The 15,052-nt window shown below is 71.9% G+C and carries 14 protein-coding genes and 1 riboswitch; of the genes, 1 reads left to right on the top strand and 13 read right to left on the bottom strand.

All coding sequences use genetic code 11. The features are described from left to right. Nucleotides 1–2 precede the first annotated feature (2 nt). A riboswitch (cyclic di-AMP (ydaO/yuaA leader) is annotated at nucleotides 3–163 on the bottom strand. Between the two features lie 421 nt (nucleotides 164–584). Next, complete coding sequence (locus ACIQR3_RS28185; RefSeq protein ID WP_403543449.1) at nucleotides 585–1,382, top strand: tyrosine-protein phosphatase; 798 nt, start codon at nucleotides 585–587, stop codon at nucleotides 1,380–1,382. Between the two features lie 24 nt (nucleotides 1,383–1,406). On the opposite strand, the gene ACIQR3_RS28180 is transcribed toward ACIQR3_RS28185, so the two are convergent. From ACIQR3_RS28180 to hpnC, 13 genes are all read right to left on the bottom strand, one after another. Next, entirely contained in the window at nucleotides 1,407–1,526 is a 120-nt protein-coding gene (locus ACIQR3_RS28180; RefSeq protein ID WP_189415745.1) for a DUF6126 family protein, read from the bottom strand. Continuing rightward, nucleotides 1,523–2,152, bottom strand: a complete 630-nt coding sequence (locus tag ACIQR3_RS28175) for a helix-turn-helix domain-containing protein (protein WP_403543448.1) — start codon at nucleotides 2,150–2,152, stop codon at nucleotides 1,523–1,525. Before ACIQR3_RS28175 ends, ACIQR3_RS28180 begins: the two co-directional genes overlap by 4 nt. Before the next feature lie 84 nt (nucleotides 2,153–2,236). After that, entirely contained in the window at nucleotides 2,237–3,622 is a 1,386-nt protein-coding gene (locus ACIQR3_RS28170; RefSeq protein WP_403543447.1) for an aspartate aminotransferase family protein, read from the bottom strand. Next, the gene (gene dxs / locus ACIQR3_RS28165) at nucleotides 3,623–5,524 is read right to left on the bottom strand and encodes a 1-deoxy-D-xylulose-5-phosphate synthase (RefSeq protein ID WP_403543446.1); all 1,902 of its coding nucleotides are present in this window, start codon (nucleotides 5,522–5,524) and stop codon (nucleotides 3,623–3,625) included. It lies immediately after the preceding gene. Nucleotides 5,525–5,551: 27 nt separating this feature from the next. Then, nucleotides 5,552–6,706: a flavodoxin-dependent (E)-4-hydroxy-3-methylbut-2-enyl-diphosphate synthase gene (gene ispG, locus ACIQR3_RS28160; RefSeq protein ID WP_403543445.1), complete on the bottom strand. Its 1,155-nt coding sequence runs from the start codon at nucleotides 6,704–6,706 to the stop codon at nucleotides 5,552–5,554. Between the two features lie 4 nt (nucleotides 6,707–6,710). Further along, nucleotides 6,711–7,733, bottom strand: a complete 1,023-nt coding sequence (hpnH, locus tag ACIQR3_RS28155) for an adenosyl-hopene transferase HpnH (RefSeq protein ID WP_403543444.1) — start codon at nucleotides 7,731–7,733, stop codon at nucleotides 6,711–6,713. Between the two features lie 5 nt (nucleotides 7,734–7,738). Then, nucleotides 7,739–8,380: a 1-hydroxy-2-methyl-2-butenyl 4-diphosphate reductase gene (locus ACIQR3_RS28150; RefSeq protein WP_215172975.1), complete on the bottom strand. Its 642-nt coding sequence runs from the start codon at nucleotides 8,378–8,380 to the stop codon at nucleotides 7,739–7,741. Further along, on the bottom strand, nucleotides 8,380–10,410 hold the full coding sequence (gene shc, locus ACIQR3_RS28145; RefSeq protein WP_403543443.1) for a squalene--hopene cyclase: 2,031 nt from the start codon (nucleotides 10,408–10,410) through the stop codon (nucleotides 8,380–8,382). Before shc ends, ACIQR3_RS28150 begins: the two co-directional genes overlap by 1 nt. Nucleotides 10,411–10,517: 107 nt before the next feature. Further along, nucleotides 10,518–11,582 carry a polyprenyl synthetase family protein gene (locus ACIQR3_RS28140; RefSeq protein WP_403543534.1) on the bottom strand — a complete coding sequence of 355 codons (1,065 nt, stop codon included), beginning with the start codon at nucleotides 11,580–11,582 and terminating at the stop codon, nucleotides 10,518–10,520. A gap of 65 nt (nucleotides 11,583–11,647) precedes the next feature. Beyond that, nucleotides 11,648–13,066 carry a hydroxysqualene dehydroxylase HpnE gene (gene hpnE / locus ACIQR3_RS28135; protein WP_403543442.1) on the bottom strand — a complete coding sequence of 473 codons (1,419 nt, stop codon included), beginning with the start codon at nucleotides 13,064–13,066 and terminating at the stop codon, nucleotides 11,648–11,650. Next, nucleotides 13,063–13,176 carry a DUF6380 family protein gene (locus ACIQR3_RS28130; RefSeq protein WP_403543441.1) on the bottom strand — a complete coding sequence of 38 codons (114 nt, stop codon included), beginning with the start codon at nucleotides 13,174–13,176 and terminating at the stop codon, nucleotides 13,063–13,065. Before ACIQR3_RS28130 ends, hpnE begins: the two co-directional genes overlap by 4 nt. Continuing rightward, nucleotides 13,176–14,123 carry a presqualene diphosphate synthase HpnD gene (hpnD, locus tag ACIQR3_RS28125; protein ID WP_403543440.1) on the bottom strand — a complete coding sequence of 316 codons (948 nt, stop codon included), beginning with the start codon at nucleotides 14,121–14,123 and terminating at the stop codon, nucleotides 13,176–13,178. The genes ACIQR3_RS28130 and hpnD overlap by 1 nt, the downstream gene beginning before the upstream one ends. After that, nucleotides 14,120–15,022, bottom strand: coding sequence for a squalene synthase HpnC (gene hpnC, locus ACIQR3_RS28120; RefSeq protein WP_403543439.1), 903 nt, complete (start codon nucleotides 15,020–15,022; stop codon nucleotides 14,120–14,122). Before hpnC ends, hpnD begins: the two co-directional genes overlap by 4 nt. Between the last annotated feature and the right edge of the window lie 30 nt (nucleotides 15,023–15,052).

The raw sequence follows: 15,052 nt of genomic DNA, 5'->3' as shown, positions 1-15,052 counted from the left end.
CGAATTCCTCTCCGGCGCCTGCGAGGTGAGCTGTCGGGTGCGGGCTGGAGCTGCCCGGCCGCGCCGGAAGGGCGCGGCTTTACCCCTAGCCGTCCCGGGAACCGGAACAGGCGGTCGTACCTGTGGGTCCCCCGCTCCTGCCGCGTACGGGTGGTGAGTGGGTGTGGTCTCCGGGCGGCGGCAGGATTAGGCGTCCGTCCGGATCGGTGGTGAACGTAAGGGACCAGGACGCACAGGGACAAGCGAGGGATTCCCGGTGAAGGTGTTTCACATGATCCTTTGGAGGAAAGATCCGTCACCCTCCGTCGATGGCGGGAATTGCGCCGAAGTCGAACACCCTTGAAAAGCGCCTGTATTACGTGAACATGAGGCACGACGTACGGTCACGGATATGACGCTGCTCACGCGGGCCCGCGCCAGCGACTTTTATTCCAGAGCGAGTTGGGGAGAAAGCTCCAATTCGGACAGACGCATCAGAAGTCACGCAGAGGGACAACCAGGACTCTTTCGGGGGTCGGAATGCCGTATCGTCGGGCGCACCCGCCGTCGAGCAGCGGCAGCGGAGCCGAATGGGAGGAGTCCTCGTGACGCAACAGGTCCCGTCGACCGAGCCGGAGCTGGCCGGGGTACGCAATTTCCGTGACGTGGGCGGCCTGCCGGCCACGGACGGACGGCGGGTGCGGTTCGGCGTGCTGTTCCGCAGCGGCCACCTCGCCCACGCGACCGCCGAGGACGCGGCGTTCCTCGCGGGTCTGGGCCTGCACACCGTCTTCGACTTCCGCAACGCGGCCGACCAGAAGCTCGAAGGCCCCGACGTGACCCTGCCGGGCGTGCGCAATGTGAACCTGCCGCTGTCCGACCCCGCCGACGGCGCCGAGTTCTGGAAGATGGTCCGCGACGGCGACCTGGACCAGCTGCGGGAGATCCTCGCGGACGGCAAGGGCGCGGAGCGGATGATCGCCTCGTACCGCTCGATCATCACGGACCGCACCGCCGAGCACTCCCGGGTACTGCACGCGCTCGCCGAGGACAGCGTCCCGGCCCTGATGCACTGCGCGGCCGGCAAGGACCGCGCGGGCCTGTCCATCGCGGTGACGCTGCTCGCACTGGGCGTCGAGCGGGAGGCGATCGTCGAGGACTACCTGAAGTCCAACGAGAAGCACCGCCGTTACCAGGTCAAGCGCAGCGGCTCCGCGGACTCGGCCTACTCCCCCGAGGTCATGGAACTGCTCAGCCCTCTGTTCGACGCGCGCGCCGAATACCTGACGGCGGCCTTCGAGACGATCGAGCGGACCTGGGGCGACGTCGACACCTATCTGGAGCGCGGCCTGCGGATCACTCCGCGGACCCGGGACCGGCTGCGCGACCGGTTCCTCGACTAGGACGTCCTCGCAACGCCCGGGCCGTCACTTCGCGCCCACCTCGAAGAGCAGGTACACGAAGGCCGCGAAGACGTGGCCGACGGCGATGTAGACGATGAGCCGCACCCACAGGGCGCGGGGGAACTTCTCCTCGATGTCACTCATGGCGTGCCTCCGGTGGGCGGCCCCAGGCACAGCGTGGCCGTGGGGCTCTGCAGCAGGGTGTGGACGAACAGCAGCTCGACCCCGTCGGGGTCAGCCGCCGCGATGCGGTGCGGGGTCAGCGAGTCGAAGTGCGCGCTGTCCCCGCTGGTGAGCAGGTGTGTGGCGTCGCCCAGGCGCAGCCGCAGCCGCCCGCCGAGCACGTACAGCCACTCCTCGCCGGGGTGCACCCGCACGATGTCGCCCTGCGAGCCGTACGGCACCTGGACCCTGAGGGCCTGCATGCCGCGGCCGGGGGCGCCGGCCGGCCAGTACGTCCAGCCGCCCGCGGCGGTCGGTTCCACGTCGGCGGCGCGCACGACGGCGTCCCGCTCGGCGGCGGTCTCGCCGAGCAGGTCCGAGACGGTCGTACCGTAGATACGGGCCAGCGCCAGCAGCATGGGCAGCGAGGGCTGGCGCTGCCCGGTCTCCAGCCGGGAGAGGTGGGCCGGGGAGAGCCCGGCGGCGCGGGCCGCGGCCTCCAGGGTGAGGGAGGCGCGGCGGCGCAGCTCGCGGAGCTGGGGCGCCACGGCGGGCAGCTCCGCCGCCGGCCCGGCTTCCGGGGCTCCGGAGGCTTCCGAGGGGCTCATGCCTCCATTCAGCCGCAGCTTTGCCTGTGGGGCAAATTTTTTGCCCCACAGGCAAAATCTCGGTGAATCCCGGCGGGGGTCTCCTCAGCGATGCGCCACCGCCTGCTTCACCAGCGTCTTGCCGAAGTCCCACATCAGACCGCCGCCGCTGTGCGCGTCGTCCATGACCTCGGTGAAGGCGTCCACGAACCGGTCCACCTCCCGCTCCCCCACGATCAGCGGCGGGATGAGCTTGATGACCTCCAGGTGGTCGCCCGAGACCTGGGTCAGGACGCGGTGGCGCTGGAGCAGCGGCACCACGACCATCTGGGCGAACAGGCCCTTGCGGGCGGCCTGGAGCATGGTCCAGCGGCTGCGCAGCTTCAGCGACTTCGGCCGGCCGAACTCGATGCCGACCATCAGCCCCCGGCCGCGTACGTCGGCGAGCAGCTCGTACTTGTCGACGAGCGCCGCGAGCCGGGAGCGGAGCAGGTCTCCGGTGGCCCGGGCGTTCTCGACGATCCGCTCGTCGTCCATGACGTGCAGGACGGCGAGCCCGGCCGCCATGGCCTGTGCGTTGGCCCCGAAGCTGGCCGAGTGCACCAGCACCCGGTCCATCGACGAGTAGACCTTCCTGAAGATCCAGTCCTTGCCGAGGGTGGCGCCGACGGGCACGTACCCGCCGGACAGCGCCTTGGCCACGCACACCAGGTCGGGCTCGACGCCGGCCTCGTGCTGGTAGGCGTAGAAGGTGCCGGTGCGGCCGAGGCCGGTCTGCACCTCGTCGGCGATGAGCAGGGCCTTGTGCCGGTGCAGCAGTTCCTGCGCGGCCCGCAGGTAGCCGGGCGGCGCCTCGTGCACGCCCTTGCCCTGGATCGGCTCGACGATCAGGGCGGCGACGTCCCCCTTCTTCAGCTCGCGGGCGAGCGCGTCCAGGTCGCCGAGCGGGACCGGCGTGTCCGGCAGCAGCGGCGCGAAGCCGTCCCGGAAGCCGCCCTCGCCGTTGACCGACAGGGAGCCGGTGGTCAGCCCGTGGAAGGCGTGGTCGCAGTAGAGGACGCGGGGTCTGCCGGTGGCGAACCGGGCGAACTTCAGCGCGGTCTCGACCGCTTCCGTGCCGCTGTTGCCGAAGAACACCCGGTCCAGGTGCGGGCTGTACGTCAGCAGCTTCTCGGCGAGCAGGCCCGGCAGCGGCTGGCAGTCGAAGCGGGTCAGGTCGGCGAGGGAGGCGTCGAGGACGTCGTGCAGCGCCCGGCGGACGACGGGGTGATGGCGGCCGAGGCCCATCACCCCGAACCCGGCGAGCATGTCGAGGTAGTCGTTGCCGTCCGCGTCGAAGAAGTACGCGCCCTCGGCGCGCTCGTAGACCTTGTCGAAGCCGATGGTGCGCAGCATGCGCGGGAGCTGGTGGTTGAGGTGCCTGGTGTGCAGCTCGTACCGCTCGGCCCCGCGCTCGGCCAGGAGCGCGCCGAGGTCGAACTCCTTGGTCATTCAGTTCTCTCCTTGTCCCGACGCGAGAGGTCCTGCCGCGAGGGCCAGGCTCGCGCTGATCCGGCCGGCGATCTCGACCGGGGTGAGCCCGATGTCGGCGAGCACCTCGGCGCGTTTGGCGTGCGCGAGGAACTGCTCCGGGATGCCGAACCGCCGTACCGGTACGTCGACTTCGGCGTCCGACAGGGCCAGCGCGACCGCCGAGCCGACCCCGGCGGCGCGGCTGTTGTCCTCGACGACGGCGACCAGGCGGTGCCGCGCGGCCAGCGGCGCCAGGGCGGGGTCGACGGGCTTGACCCAGCGGGGGTCCACGACGGTGCAGGCGATGCCCCGGGCTTCGAGCAGCTCGGCCGCCTGGAGGCAGACGGGCGCCAGCACGCCGACGGACACGAGCAGCACCTCGGGCTCGTCCGCGGCGTGCAGCACGTCGAGGCCGCCGATGCGGTCCACCGCCGGTACGACGGGGCCCACGGATTCCTTGGGGAAGCGCAGCACCGTCGGCGCGTCGTCGACGGCGACCGCCTCGCGCAGCTGGGCGCGGAGCTGGTCGGCGTCGCGCGGGGCGGCGATGCGCAGGCCGGGGACGACTTGGAGGACCGACATGTCCCACATGCCGTTGTGGGAGGCGCCGTCGGCGCCGGTTACGCCGGCCCGGTCCAGGACGAACGTCACGCCGCACTTGTGCAGGGCGACGTCCATCAGCACCTGGTCGAAGGCGCGGTTGAGGAAGGTGGCGTAGACGGCGACGACGGGGTGGAGGCCGCCGGTGGCGAGGCCCGCCGCACAGACGGCGGCGTGCTGCTCGGCGATACCGACGTCCCAGACCCGGTCGGGGAACCGCTCGGCGAACGTGCCGAGGCCCACCGGGTGCAGCATGGCCGCCGTGATGGCGACGACGTCCTCGCGCTCCTCCCCGATCCGCACGATCTCGTCGCCGAACACGGACGTCCACGACGGTCCGCCCGCGGGGCGCAGCGGTTCGCAGGTGAGCGGGTCCATCGCGCCGACGGCGTGGAAGTGGTCCTCCTCGTGGGCGAGGGCCGGTTCGTAGCCGCGGCCCTTCTCGGTGAGGCAGTGCACCAGCACGGGCCCGTGGAAGCGTTTGGCGCGCCTGAGCGCCGACTCGACGGCCCCGATGTCGTGCCCGTCGATCGGGCCTACGTACTTCAGCCCGAGGTCCTCGAAGAGTCCCTGCGGGGCGAACGCGTCCTTGAACCCCTTCTTCGCGCCGTGCAGCGCCTCGTAGACGGTGTTGCCGACCACGGGGGTGCGCTGGAGCACGTCCTTGCCCCAGGCCAGCATCTTCTCGTAGCCGTCGGTGGTGCGCAGGGCGGCGAGGTGGTTGGCGAGGCCGCCGATGGTGGGCGCGTAGGAGCGCTCGTTGTCGTTGACCACGATGATCAGCGGCCGGTCCTTGGCGGCGGCGATGTTGTTCAGCGCCTCCCAGGCCATGCCGCCGGTGAGCGCGCCGTCGCCGATGACGGCGACCACGTGCCCGCGTTCCCCCTGGACGTCACGGGCCTTGGCGAGTCCGTCGGCCCAGCCGAGCGCGGTGGAGGCGTGGCTGTTCTCGATGACGTCGTGCTCGGACTCCTCCCGCGAGGGATAGCCGGACAGGCCGCCCTTGCCGCGCAGTTTGGAGAAGTCCTGACGCCCGGTCAGCAGCTTGTGCACGTAGCTCTGATGACCGGTGTCCCACAGGATGCGGTCGACCGGTGACTCGAAGACCCGGTGCAGGGCGACGGTGAGTTCGACCACCCCCAGATTGGGCCCGAGGTGACCGCCGGTCCTGGCCACCGCGTGCACCAGGAACTCGCGTATCTCCTCGGACAGTCGGCCGAGTTCGGCCTCGGACAGCGCCTTCAGGTCGCGTGGTGACCGGATGTTCTCCAGAATCGTCACGCTCGGGCCCCCTTCGGTCCGTGCTGTTCAGCTCACGGTGACGGCGGGCTCCCCCGACGCGCCGTCCTTCTCCATCTGTTCGGCGATCTTCATCGCCTCCTCGATCAGCGTCTCGACGATCCTGGACTCGGGGACGGTCTTGACGACCTCGCCCTTGACGAAGATCTGCCCCTTGCCGTTGCCGGAGGCGACGCCGAGGTCGGCCTCGCGGGCCTCGCCGGGGCCGTTGACGACGCAGCCCATGACGGCGACGCGCAGCGGGACCTCCATGCCCTCCAGGCCGGCGGTGACCTCCTCGGCCAGCTTGTAGACGTCGACCTGGGCGCGTCCGCAGGACGGGCAGGAGACGATCTCCAGGCGGCGCTCCTTGAGCCCCAGCGACTGGAGGATCTGGATGCCGACCTTGACCTCCTCGGCGGGCGGGGCGCTGAGCGACACCCGGATGGTGTCGCCGATGCCCTGCGACAGCAGCGCCCCGAAGGCGACGGCCGACTTGACCGTGCCCTGGAAGGCGGGGCCGGCCTCCGTCACCCCGAGGTGCAGCGGGTAGTCGCACTGCGCGGCGAGCTGCCGGTAGGCCTCGATCATCACCACGGGGTCGTTGTGCTTGACCGAGATCTTGATGTCCCGGAAGCCGTGCTCCTCGAAGAGGGACGCCTCCCACAGCGCGCTCTCGACCAGCGCCTCGGGCGTCGCCTTCCCGTGCTTCTGGAGCAGCCGCTTGTCCAGCGACCCGGCGTTGACCCCGATCCGGATCGGGGTCCCGTGGTCCCGGGCCGCCCGGGCGATCTCCTTGACCTTGTCGTCGAACTGCTTGATGTTGCCGGGGTTGACCCGGACCGCCGCACACCCGGCCTCGATGGCGGCGAAGACGTACTTGGGCTGGAAGTGGATGTCCGCGATCACCGGGATCTGCGACTTGCGCGCGATGACGGGCAGCGCGTCGGCGTCGTCCTGCGTCGGGCAGGCCACCCGCACGATCTGGCAGCCGGACGCGGTCAGCTCGGCGATCTGCTGGAGGGTGGCGCCGATGTCCGAGGTGCGCGTCGTGGTCATCGACTGCACCGACACCGGGGCGCCGCCCCCGACCGCCACCGGCCCGACCTGGATGCGCCGCGACGGGCGTCGCACGGCGACCGGCCGGACCGGTACCTCGGGAAGCCCCAGGGAAACGGCGGTCACGACGTCACGACCGGTTTCCGGAGACCGTCTCGCGCATGGCGCGCAGCGACTCCTTCAGCGACCCCATGGTGGCCAGCACGGCGGTGGGCTCGTAGCCGCAGTGCGCCATGCAGTTGTCGCAGCGCGGGTCCTTGCCCCGGCCGTATTTGTCCCAGTCGGTCTCCTCGATCAGCTCCCGGTACGTCGGCACGTACCCGTCGCTCATCAGGTAGCAGGGGCGCTGCCAGCCGAAGAGCGAGTAGTTGGGGATCGCCCAGGCGGTGCACGGGAAGTCGACCTTGCCCTCCAGGAAGTCCAGGAAGAGCGGGGAGTGGTTGAGCCGCCAGCGCAGCCGGTTGCCGCCCGCGAACGCCTTCCTGAACAGTTCCCGGGTCTGGGTGACGCCGAGGAAGTGGTCCTGGTCCGGGGCCTTCTCGTAGGCGTAGGCGGGCGAGATCATCATCTCGTCCACCTTCAGCTCGTCGTTGAGGTAGTCGAGGACCTCGATGATGGTCTGCGGGGTGTCGGTGTTGAAGAAGGTCGAGTTGGTGGTGACCCGGAAGCCGCGCCGCTTGGCCTCCTTGATCGCGGCCACCGCCTCGTCGAAGACGCCCTCCTTGGCCACCGACTCGTCGTGCCGCTCGCGCAGCCCGTCGATGTGCACGGCGAAGGCGAAGTAGGGCGAGGGCGTGAACTTGTCCATCTTCTTGCGCAGCAGCATCGCGTTGGTGCACAGGAAGACGTACTTCTTCTTGGCCACCAACTGCCGCACGATCTCGTCGATCTGCGGATGCATCAACGGCTCGCCGCCGGCGATGGAGACCATCGGCGCACCGGACTCCAGCACCGCGCCCACGGCCTGGGCGACCGGCATGCGCTGCTTGAGCACGCCCGCCGGGTGCTGGATCTTGCCGCATCCCTCACATTTCAGGTTGCAGGCGAAAAGCGGTTCCAATTCGACGATGAGCGGAAACTTGCTCCGCCTGCGAAGCTTCTGTTCTGCCAGATATGTAGCGACCTTGATGGACTGACGAAGCGGCATTGCCATCTGGCTCACCTCCGGGGGAGCAACAAAGAACGGTGCCATTCATAGAAAGCAGGAAGAACGGAACGAAGGACACGGAAAGCCGATATTCCACCGCGCACCGTGCCGATCCGGACAAGTTCATGTTCTGGAGCGTCCACGACCACCCGCACGGCCGCAACCGGGCGCGCGGCCGTACGGACGGCGCTCAGAAGCGTGGCGGCGGACTCCATGTCCACCGCGATCGCGCCGGTCGCCCCCAGCTCGGCGCGCTCGGAGCCCCGGACCACGTGGTCGGAACCGGTCAGCGGCCCGGTGTGCACGGTGCGGCCGGGCACGGCCCGGGTCAGCGCCTTGACCAGCAGCTCGGTCCCCACGCAGCCGACGGTGCCGCGCGGAGCCCGGGTCTCCTCGGCGACGACCAGGTCACCGGGGTGCATCCCCGGGGCGAGTCCCGCACAGAAGCCGGTGGCCAGCACGGCGGCGCCGGCCAGCGCCGGGTCGGCCAGGACCCGGGTGACCGACCGCTCGGCCGCCTTGGGGCCCATGCCCGTCCGCAGGACGGTGACCGGCCCGTCCGCGCCGCCCCGGCCGCCCGAGCGCAGGGCGAGGTGCTCGATGCCGAGCGCACAGGCGATCAGCAGCGGCGCCGGAACGGGCGGGCGGCTCATCAGCCCGCCTTCGCCTCGGCGAGGCGCGCGCCGCCGCCGGTCTTCGGCCGGGTGACGGCGGGTTCGCCGTGCACGTACCGGCCGAGCGCGGTGAGCGGGAAGACCTGTCGGTAGAGGTGGTAGTTGATGGAGAAGTCCCACGGGAAGCCGGTGCCGGTGAAGTACGGCTCGTCCCAGGAGCCGTCCTCCCGCTGGGTCTCGGCGAGCCACCGCACGCCCCGCTCGACGGCCTTGGACTCCTTCTCCCCCGCCGCCAGCAGGGCCATCAGCGCCCAGCCGGTCTGCGAGGCGGTCGAGGCGCCCCGGCCGCTCCACTCCCGCACGTACCGGTAGGAGCGCAGGTCCTCGCCCCAGCCGCCGTCGTCGTTCTGCACGGACTCCAGCCAGGCCACCGCGCGGCGGATCGCCGGGTGGGCGGCGGGCAGTCCGGCCGCGACCAGGGCGGGCACGACGGAGCCGGTGCCGTAGATGTAGTTGACGCCCCAGCGGCCGAACCAGGAGCCGTCCGCCTCCTGTTCGGCCAGCAGCCACTCGATGCCGCGCCGGGTGCGCGGGTCGTGGGCGAGGCCCTCGGCGGCGAGCATCTCGACGACGTGCGCGGTGACGTCGGCCGACGGCGGGTCGATGACCTCGCCGAAGTCGCAGAACGGCAGCCGGTTGGGGAAGGGGCTGGTGTTGTCGACGTCGAAGGCGCCCCAGGCGCCGTTCTTCGACTGCATGCCGAGGTTCCAGCGCACCCCGCGGCCGATGGCCTTCTCCACCCGCTCGGGGTCGTGGTGCTTGACCCGGCGCAGCGCGAGGACGACCTCGGCGGTGTCGTCGATGTCGGGGTAGTTGTCGTTGTGGAACTCGAACGCCCAGCCACCGGGCGGCAGTCCGGGCCGCTTCACCGACCAGTCGCCGGGGCGGACGATCTGCTCGCCGAGCATCCAGTCGGCGGCCTTGACGAGCTGCGGGTGGTCGGCGGGCACGCCCGCGTCGGCCAGCGCGATGGTGGCCAGGCAGGTGTCCCACACCGGGGACTGGCAGGCCTCGATCATCCGGGCCCCGTCCTCGCGCCACACGGCGAACCGGTCCAGGGACTCCAGCCCGGCCCGCATGACGGGGTGTTCGAGGTCGTAGCCCAGCAGGTACAGGGCGATGATCGAGTACACGGCCGGCGGCTGGATGCCGCCCCAGCAGCCGTCGTTCTCCTGGCGCTCGATGATCCAGCGGGCGGCGGCGTTCATCGCGGCGCGGCGCATGCGGCGCGGGGCGACCTTGCGGAAGGCGTGCAGCGCCCGGTCGGCGCGCTGGAAGGCGCCGTCCCAGGTGACGGCCGGCGCGAGGGACCGGTGCGGGACGGGGTCGGCCGGGTCGGTGTGCAGTTCGTCCAGCGGAAAGGGGGCGGGCCTGACCGGACGCTTGGCCGACACGATGGTCAGCGGCACGATCGTCTGCCGGGCCCAGCAGCCGAAGTCGTAGATGTTGAGCGGCATCCAGGCCGGGAACCAGATGAGTTCCGGCGGGAGTTCGGGCAGGTCCTCCCACTTCCACCAGCCGAACAGGGCCAGCCAGATCCGGGTGAAGACCCGGGCGGCGGCGATGCCGCCCCGGCCGCGGATCCACTCGGCGGCCTTCGCCATGTGCGGGGCGTCGGGCGCGTCGCCGGCCAGGCGGAGGGCGACGTACGCCTCGATGGTGGTGGACAGTTCGCCGGGGCCGCCGTAGAAGGAGGCCCAGGTGCCGTCCTCGCGCTGCTCGCCGCGGATGAACAGGGCGGCGGCGCGGGTGGTGTCCTCGTCGAGGATGCCGAGGAACTGGCGGAGCAGCAGGTCTTCGGCGTCCATGGTGACGTTGGTCTCCAGGTCGCCCTTCCACCAGCCCTCCGCGTCCTGCTGCGCGAGCAGGAAGTCGGTGGCGCGCCGGGTGGCGCGGGCGGCGGCTTCTTGTACCCCGGCCGCCTCGGGGAGGGAGTTGTCGGTGTGGCTGGCCGCGGCTGCGCGGGGCGGCAGGGTGGCCCCGGTGCTTCCGTCGGTCGTCGCTGTCATGGCTTCCCCTTCGTGCAGTGTGCGTGTGCTGTCTGCTGCGGGTCCGCCGTCGGCCGGTGCGCGGGCACCGGCCGGCGACTAGGCGAGGACTATTCGACCGATACTGATCATCTCTTTCGTACGACGACGAAGTCGGCGAGCGCCGCGAACCGGTCCCGTACCTCCACGGGCATGTCGACGGCGTCGAGCGCTTCGATGGCGATGGTGTGCTGGCGGCGCGCCTCCTCGGCGCACCACTCGCGCCCGCCCGCCTCCTCGATGAGGGCGGCGCGGGCCGCGAACTCCTCCTCGGAGAAGTTCGCGAAGTCACTGGTCTTGGCGTCGGCGGCGAGGATCTCGCCGAGCCGCTCGGAGGCGGGGCCACCGGCCGCGAGGGCGGCGACGACCGGGAGGGACTTCTTGCGCTGGCGCAGGTCGCTCCAGGTCTGCTTGCCGGTGGCGTCCGGGTCGCCCCAGATGCCGAGGAGGTCGTCGACGGCCTGGAAGGCGAGGCCGAGGTGGTAGCCGTACTTCTCCAGAGTGTCGGCGGTCTGCTCGTCGGCGCCGCCGAGGACCGCGCCGATGGAGGAGGCACAGGCGAGCAGGGCGCCGGTCTTGTTGCCCTCCATCTCCAGGCACTCCTCGACGCTGACGCGGTCGCGGTGCTCGTAGGAGATGTCCTGGGCCTGACCGTCGATCAGGGCGCGGGAGGCGGCGGTCAGCCGGCGCGTGGCCCGGCCCGCCTCGACCGTGCCGATCTCCAGGAGCACCTCGTTGGCCAGGGCGAACAGGGCGTCGCCGACCAGGATGGCCTGGGCGGGACCGTGCACCTTCCACACCGTGTCGCGGTGGCGGCGCTGTTCGTCGCCGTCCATCAGGTCGTCGTGGAGCAGGGAGAAGTTGTGGACCAGTTCGACGGCGACCGCGCCGGGGACGCCGGTGCGCGGGTCCGCCCCGGTGACCTCGGCGGAGAGCATCGCCAGCGCGGGCCGGACGGCCTTGCCGCCGTCGCCGTCGGCCGGCCTGCCCTGAGCGTCGATCCAGCCGAAGTGGTAGGCGGCGACGGTGTCCATGGGAGGCGCCAGACGGTCTACGGACGCCCGCAGCACCGGCGTGGCCAGGGTCCGGCCGCGCTCAAGGAGCGCGGTCACGTCCACCGTGGTCCGTCGGTCGGCCGCCGGGGCCGGGGGCACAGTGGGCACAGTCTCTCCTCCAGTTGCGGTACCGGGGGTGCGGTCGGTGCCACGCGGATCGGTCCTCATGCCGCCTCCTCGAAGGAGTCTCCGAAGAAGTCGGGGAGGACGTCGCGGGACCGGCCCAGGGCGCCGAGCGCGGCGCCCGCCGCGCCGACACCGCTGCGGACCGCACTCTCCATGGTCGCGGGCCACCCGGTGGCGGTCCACGCTCCGGCCAGATACAGGCCGGGTGCCTTGGTGCGGGCGCCGGGCCTGAGCCGCCCGACGCCGGGGGCGGGGGCGAACGTCGCGGTGCGCTCCCGGGTCACGAAGAAGTCCTTCACCTCGGCGCCCCGGGCCCGGGGCAGCAGCCGCTCCAGTTCGGGCAGGTACCGCTCCCGCAGCACGGCCACGGGGGCGTCGATCTCGTCCTGGGCGGCCGACTGCGACACCGCCAGGTACTGGCCCTCGGTCAGGCCGGAGGCGTCGGTGCGGTCGAACACCCACTGCAGCGGGGAGCCGAGGGCCGTGAGGAACGGGGTGTTCAGCACCTTGCGGTCGTAGACGACGTGGACGTTGAGGATCGGCGCGGTGCCGATCTCCAGGAGCCGTTCGGGGGCGTCGAGCGCGCCGGCGGGCAGCAGGCCGTGCGCCTCGCGCTGCGGTACGGCGAGGACGACCGCGTCGGCGTCGATGGTCTCGCCGGGAACCTGAACCCTCCACCGTCCGTTCTCGTCCGTGGAGACGGAGGTGACGCGTGTACGGACCTCGGTACGGACGCCCGCGGAGTCGAGCGCCTTGCGGGCCAGCCGGTCGTGCAGTTCTCCCAGCGGGACACGGGCCCACCCGATGTCGGCCGCGCCCGGGTCGGACAGCAGACCGGTCTTGAACACCATCGCGGCGAGCCCCAGGGAGCAGTCGCCCGCGACCGCGTTGAGGGTGGCGACCCCGACCAGGTCCCACAGGGCCTCGACGGCACGCGGTGACTGGCCGTGCGCGGCCAGCCAGCTGCCGAAGTCCTGGGTGTCCAGGGCCGGATCGGCGAGGTCGAGCCGGCCCAGCGCGAGCGCGGCGCGGACCGCCCCGGCCCGGTCGGCGAGCGGGAGGTGCGGATACGTGGCGAGGCTGCGCGCCAGGTGCAGGGGCACCGGCAGCGCGTCGCGCCGGATCCTGCCGAGCCGCCGTCCCTCGGGTCTGGCCACGTCGACGACGGGCACGTCGAGGCGTTCCTGCAGCGGTGCCAGCGCGGTGCCCTCGATGCGGTCGAGGAACCAGCGGTAGGCCGTGCAGCAGCGCAGGTAGACGTGCTGGCCGTTGTCGACGGTGAGGCCGCCGCGCTGGAAGGAGAACGCGAGCCCGCCCAGCCGCGGCCTGCCCTCCAGGAGGGTGACGCGGACACCGGCGTCGGCGAGCGCGAGCGCGGCGGTCACGCCGGCGAGCCCGCCGCCGACCACGACGGTGTGCCCCGTGGGGGTGTGCGGTGCGTCGTCGCCGTGGGTCATCGTGCGCCCTCCCCCGTCGGGCCTGCCGTCGCCGTCAGGGACGCGGCGCGACGGCGGAGGGTTGCCCGCCGTTTCTCCCCGGACTCCTCGCCCTGGACCGTGGTGTCCATCAGACGCGCCTCCTGACGGTCCGGCGCGTGACGTGCCGGGCGTCCAGACCGGACAGGCCGCGCACGGCGACGTACGCCTTCTCGCGTCCGGGCAGCGACACCCGGCCGCGCAGCACGGCCTCGGGGTCGCGCTCGATGCGGTCGAGCAGGCGGCGGTAGATGCCGGCCATGGCGGCGACGCAGGCGCCGCTGCGCCGGTCGAGCATGGGGAGCAGCCGGTAGCCCTCGGCGAAAAGGGCGCGGGCCCGACGCACTTCGAAGTGCACGAGGCCCGCGAAGTCGGAGCCCTCCGGTGGTTTCGGCCCCTTGAACCCGGCCGAGCAGCCGAACTTGGCGAGGTCGTCGGCGGGCAGATAGGTCCGCCCGTCCTCGGCGTCCTCGCGGACGTCCCTGAGGATGTTGGTGAGCTGGAGGGCGAGCCCGAGGGTGTCGGCGTACTCGGATGCCCGCTCGGCTCCGCGCGCGCCCGGCTCGGTGCCGAAGACGCCGAGCGAGAGCCGGCCGATGGCGCCGGCCACGCACCGGCAGTAGACCTTCAGGTCGTCCCAGGTCTCGTAGGTCTCGCCGCGCAGGTCCATCCGGACGCCGTCGATCAGCTCGTCGAGCCCGCCGAGCGGGATCGGGAAACGCCGCGCGGCGTGCGCGAGGGCGACCGCGACCGGGTCGGTGTCGTCCTCGTCGACGGCGCCCTCGCGGATCCGGGCGAGCAGTGCCCGGGTGTCGTCGAGCCTGGCCACCTTGACGTCGGGGGCGAGCACGCCGTCGCCGATGTCGTCGACGCGCCGCGAGAACGCGTACAGCGCCGACATCGCCCGCCGCTGGGGCGTGGGCAGCAGTCGGATGCCGTACGCGAAGTTGCGGGCCTGCTGTCCGGTGACGGCCTCGCAGTAGCTGTACGCGGCGAGTACCGGTGCGGACACGGGTGCTGACTCCACCGTCCGGATCACCCCTCTCCTCGCAGAGTCGCGCCCGCCTCGCGCAGCAACTGCACCTTGCCGGGCTTGGGCGGGCCGGGAAGTACGTCGAATTCGGCGGCGGCGATCGCCCGGAGCGCCGCCCTTCCTCCCGCCACGAAGCCCGCCAGCAGCAGTCTGAGCCTGCCGTGGACGCTACCCACCAGTGGGGCGCCTTCATCCAGGAGGTCACGGGCGCGTTGTGCTTCGTAGGCGATCAGCGCGCGCACCGATGCGCCAGCGGTTTCCGCGGCGAGGTCGGCTTCCCGGACGTGGAAGCGTTTCATGTCCTCGGCGGGCAGGTAGATCCGGTCCCGGGCGAGGTCCTCGGCGACGTCCTGGAGGTGCTCGACGATCTGCAGGGCCGTGCAGATGGCGTCGGAGCGGCGGACGCGCTCGGGTGTGGAGGTGCCGGTGACGGCGAGGACCAGGCGGCCGACCGGGTTGGCCGACAGCTCGCAGTAGGCGAGGAGGTCGTCGTAGGTCTCGTAGCGGGAGACCAGCTGGTCCTGGCGGTTGGCGGCGATCAGGCCGAGGAAAGGTTCAGGCGTCAGCGCGCGGCGGCGCACGGTCGGCTGGAGGCGGCGCAGGATGGGGTGGTGCGGGGTGGCGTCGAAGACCCGGCGCAGGTCGGTCTCGTAGGCGTCGAGCATGGCGGTCCGGTCGCCGGCCCGCTCCGGCGGGACGCCGAGGAGGCGGGCGTCGGCGCCGCCGGGGGCCAGGTCGCCGTCGCCGATGTCGTCGACCAGGCGGGCGAAGCCGTAGACGGCCATGAGGTCGGCGCGCCACTCGCGGGGCAGGAAAAAGGGGGCCACGGGGAAGTTCTCCCCCGCGGCCTTGTCGAGCGTGCCGCGCTCCGGATCCACGGCTGGTGCCGTCCCGGTGGCCGTCATCGCCGGCCGCCGGGAGCGGGGACGGCGCAC

The sequence above is a fragment of the Streptomyces sp. NPDC090994 genome, assembly GCF_044768905.1.
Lineage (GTDB): Bacteria > Actinomycetota > Actinomycetes > Streptomycetales > Streptomycetaceae > Streptomyces.
This window is presented reverse-complemented; position numbering and strand designations above follow the sequence as displayed.

Coding starts and splice junctions, on each gene's coding strand:
- shc (WP_403543443.1), bottom strand. CDS start 10,410: ATGACAGCGACGACCGACGGAAGCACCGGGGCCACCCTGCCGCCCCGC.
- ACIQR3_RS28175 (WP_403543448.1), bottom strand. CDS start 2,152: ATGAGCCCCTCGGAAGCCTCCGGAGCCCCGGAAGCCGGGCCGGCGGCG.
- ACIQR3_RS28130 (WP_403543441.1), bottom strand. CDS start 13,176: ATGGACACCACGGTCCAGGGCGAGGAGTCCGGGGAGAAACGGCGGGCA.
- hpnC (WP_403543439.1), bottom strand. CDS start 15,022: ATGACGGCCACCGGGACGGCACCAGCCGTGGATCCGGAGCGCGGCACG.
- ACIQR3_RS28150 (WP_215172975.1), bottom strand. CDS start 8,380: ATGAGCCGCCCGCCCGTTCCGGCGCCGCTGCTGATCGCCTGTGCGCTC.
- hpnH (WP_403543444.1), bottom strand. CDS start 7,733: ATGGCAATGCCGCTTCGTCAGTCCATCAAGGTCGCTACATATCTGGCA.
- hpnE (WP_403543442.1), bottom strand. CDS start 13,066: ATGACCCACGGCGACGACGCACCGCACACCCCCACGGGGCACACCGTC.
- ACIQR3_RS28180 (WP_189415745.1), bottom strand. CDS start 1,526: ATGAGTGACATCGAGGAGAAGTTCCCCCGCGCCCTGTGGGTGCGGCTC.
- ACIQR3_RS28170 (WP_403543447.1), bottom strand. CDS start 3,622: ATGACCAAGGAGTTCGACCTCGGCGCGCTCCTGGCCGAGCGCGGGGCC.